Genomic DNA, 4,227 nt, shown 5'->3' on the forward strand with positions numbered 1-4,227 from the left:
GACCCCACCCCTGCGTTCCCGTACGTCGTCACCCGCCCGGCCCGCCGGGCAGGCGGTCGCAGCCAGGAAGGACACGACATGACACCGGAGATAGACCAGGTCTTCGCGGCCGTGAAGGACCGGCACGGACCCGACTCCGTCACCCGCGTCGAGGAGATGGTGTATGCCGCGCGGCAGGAACGCCATCCGCTGCAGAAGGACGCGAAGTGGATCATGCCGGGCATCTCGGCGACGCCCTGGCACGACCCCTACGAGCACCCCGAGATCGCCCCCGTGGTCCGTGCCTTCGAAGCCGGGCACCGGGCCGTCAAGCAGGAGCTCGCGGACGCCTGGGCGGACCGCCGGAGCGCCTTCTCCGACTACGAGCACTATCTGAGCCGGCAGGAGAACTGGCAGGCCCTGTACCTCTTCCGCGACGGCGCGCCGGTCGAGTCCTCGGCGGCCCTGGTGCCCACCGCTTACGACATCCTCAGCCGCGAGGTACTCGCGCAGGGCAAGCTCTGCCCGCTCCTGGAGAGCCACTTCTCGACGCTGCTTCCCGGCGCCTCGATCGCCCCGCACTGCGACCTGTGGAACTTCAGCATCAACCTGCACCTCGCGGTCGACATCCCCGAGGGGTGCGGCATCACGGTGGCCGGCGAGACCCGGCGCTGGCAGGAGGGCGAGTGCCTGCTCTTCGACTACTCCTTCGTCCACGAGGCGTGGAACGACGGCGTCGAACCGCGCACCTGCCTCCTCGTCGACCTGTGGCACCCGGAGACCACCGTCCCGGAGCGCGAAGCCCTCGTCGGTCTCATCACCGAGATCCGCGCGCTGATGGGCTGAGCGCTCCGGAGCACCGGGGCGCGGGAGCGGGGAGGACGGCTACACCCAGCCCTCGCGGGCGGCGAGCACACCCGCCTCGAAACGGCTGTGCGCCTGCAGACGGGTCATCAGGTCGGCGGCCAGCCGGCGGACCGTGCGCAGCGAGACGGCGAGGTGGCGTGCGGCGACCTCGTCGGTGCAGCCCTCGGCGAGCAGCCGGAGCAGTTCGCGCTCCTGGGGGCCGAGACCGCGGTGGTCCTTCGGCAGCGGCAGGCCCCAGGGGGAGGCGTTCTTCCACACCTCCTCGAACAGCATCACCAGCGCCGCGACGGCGCCCGGGCTGTGCAGGACCAGGGCGCCCTTGAGCGCGTTGCCCGGTTCGAGGGGGACGACCGCGGCCTTCCGGTCCACGATGATCATGCGCATGGGCAGCACCGGGACGGTACGGGTCTCACTGCCCAGCGAGTTCAGCCACCGGACGTAGCCGCTGGTCGCCGCGTCGTTGCGGAGGCTGTCCTGGTAGATCGAGCGGACGGACACACCGCGCTCCAGGGCCAGTTCGTCGAGACCCTTGGCCGCGGACATGTCCTCGGGACGCTGGGCGCCGCCGAGGACGAAGGACAGGCACTCCTCCTTGGTGTTCGCCGCCAGTTCCTCCAGGCGTTCGCGCACCGCGTCGATGCCGTCGAGGCACTCGGCGACCTCGGGCAGGAATTCCCGGCGCGCTCCCCCGTACTCGGCGGCCAGCGCGGCGATGGACTCCTTGGCCTCCTCCAGCTGTCTCTGGCGACGCGTCAGGGTCGCGCTCCGGCGCGCGTACAGGGCACTCAGGCTCACCCCCGGGTCGACCGGGCGAAGGGTCTCCGCCCCTGTCCCGGTGGGGCGCAGCAGGTGCAGGTGGGCCAATTGGTCCAGAGCGGAGCGGACCGCGTTCTCGGTGAGTCCGGAGCGGCTGCACAGGTCCTCGATCCCCTGCTGCGGGGAGTCCAGAAGTGCTCGGTAGACGACTTCGGCAGCGGGTTCCAGGCCGAGGGCTTCCAGCATGCCTTCACCTCTCTTCGTGGCCGGTGCGGATACAACGGGGACCAGGGGTGTGCGACGTCCTGTGATCCCGTGCGGTCGTAGCTGCCCAGCGAGAGGTGAGCCGGCGGTGACGAGGTGCAGGAACACCCACAGGTGTCCTGCTCGCATTCGTCACCTTGCTTGCCGGCAGTCCACATACGCCGTTCGAACTCCCCCGAGTCATTCGAACGCCAACGTACCAGTCGGTGTCGGGATGATCATAGATCGCGCCGTTGGGGGAGCGGGCCGTCTATAGGAAACCTTGGGTTGTTCACGGTGTCCTGATGGTGAAGGCGTGGGTCGGGCCGCCGGCGGTCGGCACCGAAAAGGCGCGAGGGCGCGAAGTCGGTACATGTACCTCCTGGTGCTGTTGGTCGTGTTCGGCGCGATCAGGGGATATGCCGGAAAGAAGTCCCTCTGTGCGCCGGTGACGGATTGGCATCTGGCGGCCAGGCACGACACTGCCACGTGGGAGAAAGCGCCGGTCAGCGCCGCTGCGGGGCGTGTCCGGGGTTGCGCGATGGTGACAGCGCGGTTCCTGCCAACGTCAGACAGTGACAGGCCGGGGCGCGGGCGGACAGTCTCTAGTCATCGCCGACCGGGCCTCACGGCAGCCGGCGGAAGCTGGAAACAACCACCCGATCCGCATCAGGAGTTTCGCCATGTCCAGAGCTGCCTCTTTTGCCACCTTCGTCCTGGTTTCGCTGGTCGTCATGGCCGGAGCCTTCGCCGGAATCGGCCAGGCCACCGCCCCCCACGCGCAGACCGTCGCCGATGCCGCGCCCGTCGTCGCGACGCCCGACGACTTCATCTGGGGCCCCTGAGCGGGCAGTTCCGCCGTGCCGGCGCACCGAGCGCCGCACCCGTCCGCCCGGCCCCGCCTCTCCTTCGGTGACCACCCCCGATCCGTGACTGCTCCTGGACGAAGCCCCGTCGGGGCGGCGTTGCGGTGAGGCTCCGGAAGGGTTGAGTCCCGCGGCATGAGCCACTTCGTGAAGACGTTCCACGCCCTTGAGATCGGCGACGGCGGCGACGGGCGGCGCACCTCCGGGCCACGGGCACGCAGTCACGGGCGGAGGACCGGCTGCCCGAGGAAGGCCGGACGCCCGAGGGCGCGGCCCGGGCGCGCAGACTGTTCGAGGCCCACATGCCCGAACTGGTCCCGGTACTCGACGGGCTCGCCGGCCAGGTGGACGCTCCCTGGGCCGGTACCCTCCTGACCCTGGCGGCGCTACGGCCGTTCTTCTCCGGCTGCACCCAGATCGGCGAACCGGGCGCCGGTCCGGTCGCTCGTCTCGAAGGCGCGGCCGGCCTACACCGGGATCTCCTTCGTCGAGACCGACCTCTTCGAGGCCGCCACCCGCAACCCCCGCAGTGCCGAGGTCGTCGGCGGCGGCTTCTTTCTCGCCCTCGGCGAAGAGCGCGGCTTCCCCGCCCACCCGGTCCTCGCACACTTCCAGGGCTGGGACGAGGGTCTGCGCGGCCTGGTCGCCGACGCCGAGACGATCACGCCCCGGCGCATCCACGCGCTGCCCGTGGGGCACCGCTGGGACCGCGTGCCGGGGGTGACCCTGCTCGGAGACGCCGCGCACCTGATGTCGCCGTTCGCCGGTGAGGGCGCCAACCTGGCCATGCTCGACGGCGCCGAACTCGCCCTCGCCGCCCACCCCGGTGACACCGAGGCCGCACTCGCCGCGTGCGAGGCCGCGCTCTTCCCGCGCAGCGAGGCGTCCGCCGTCGAGTCCGCCGCAAGCCCGGACACCATGTTCGGTGCGCGAGGGCTGGAGCGGATGGTCGCCTTCTTCGCGCAGGGCCCGGCGGCCGCGGCCGGGTAGCCCCACGTCACCGGCCCTCGATCCCGGCCGGACCCGAGGGCCGGGCCGCCCGGTCCCGGATCAGCGGGCCCGCTCGTCCTGCCCGGCGACCTTGGCGGTGGCGACGGCGATGCGGTTCCAGGTGTTGATGGTGAGGATCAGGGCGAGGACGCGGGCGAGCTCCGGCTCGTCGAAGTGGCGGGCCGCCTCGGCGTAGACGTCGTCGGGGACGCCGGCGCGGGAGACGAGGGTGACGGCCTCGGTCAGGGCGAGAGCGGCCTGCTCCTTCCCGGTGAAGAAGTGCCGGGCCTCGCGCCAGACGCCGATCATGTGCAGACGGGCCTCGTCCTCACCGGCCCTGCGGGCGTCGGCGGTGTGCATGTGGAGGCAGTAGGCGCAGCCGTTGAGGAGGGACGCCCGGATCTGGATCAGCTCGACCAGTGCCGGGTCGATGCCCTCGCGGGCGGCGGCGTCGAAGCCGACGAGGGCCCTGAACGCCTTCGGCGCCGCCTTCGCGAAGTTCAGACGCGGGGCGTGGTCGTGACCC

4 protein-coding genes and 1 pseudogene are annotated in these 4,227 nt (G+C 71.3%); 3 read left to right on the forward strand and 2 right to left on the reverse strand.

Annotated elements, in window-relative coordinates; translation table 11 throughout:
• The first annotated feature begins 78 nt into the window (after positions 1-78).
• Positions 79-825 carry an aspartyl/asparaginyl beta-hydroxylase domain-containing protein gene (locus ACOV8S_RS02375; protein WP_448315824.1) on the forward strand — a complete coding sequence of 249 codons (747 nt, stop codon included), beginning with the start codon at positions 79-81 and terminating at the stop codon, positions 823-825.
• A gap of 39 nt (positions 826-864) precedes the next feature.
• Here the strand turns inward: ACOV8S_RS02375 and ACOV8S_RS02380 are convergent, their stop codons facing one another.
• Positions 865-1,848 (reverse strand): helix-turn-helix transcriptional regulator, encoded by a 984-nt coding sequence (locus ACOV8S_RS02380; protein WP_448315826.1) that lies wholly within the window; start codon positions 1,846-1,848, stop codon positions 865-867.
• Between the two features lie 680 nt (positions 1,849-2,528).
• Between ACOV8S_RS02380 and ACOV8S_RS02385 the strand changes: the two genes are divergently transcribed.
• A complete protein-coding gene (locus ACOV8S_RS02385) occupies positions 2,529-2,690 on the forward strand; it encodes a hypothetical protein (protein ID WP_448315828.1) in 162 nt (53 codons plus the stop codon).
• Between the two features lie 456 nt (positions 2,691-3,146).
• A pseudogene (locus tag ACOV8S_RS02390) lies at positions 3,147-3,701 on the forward strand (FAD-dependent oxidoreductase); the annotation flags it as partial.
• 60 nt (positions 3,702-3,761) lie between these two features.
• On the opposite strand, the gene ACOV8S_RS02395 reads toward ACOV8S_RS02390, so the two are convergent.
• Positions 3,762-4,205, reverse strand: coding sequence for a carboxymuconolactone decarboxylase family protein (locus tag ACOV8S_RS02395; RefSeq protein ID WP_448317324.1), 444 nt, complete (start codon positions 4,203-4,205; stop codon positions 3,762-3,764).
• Between the last annotated feature and the right edge of the window lie 22 nt (positions 4,206-4,227).

This window comes from Streptomyces sp. CO7 (assembly GCF_053474865.1).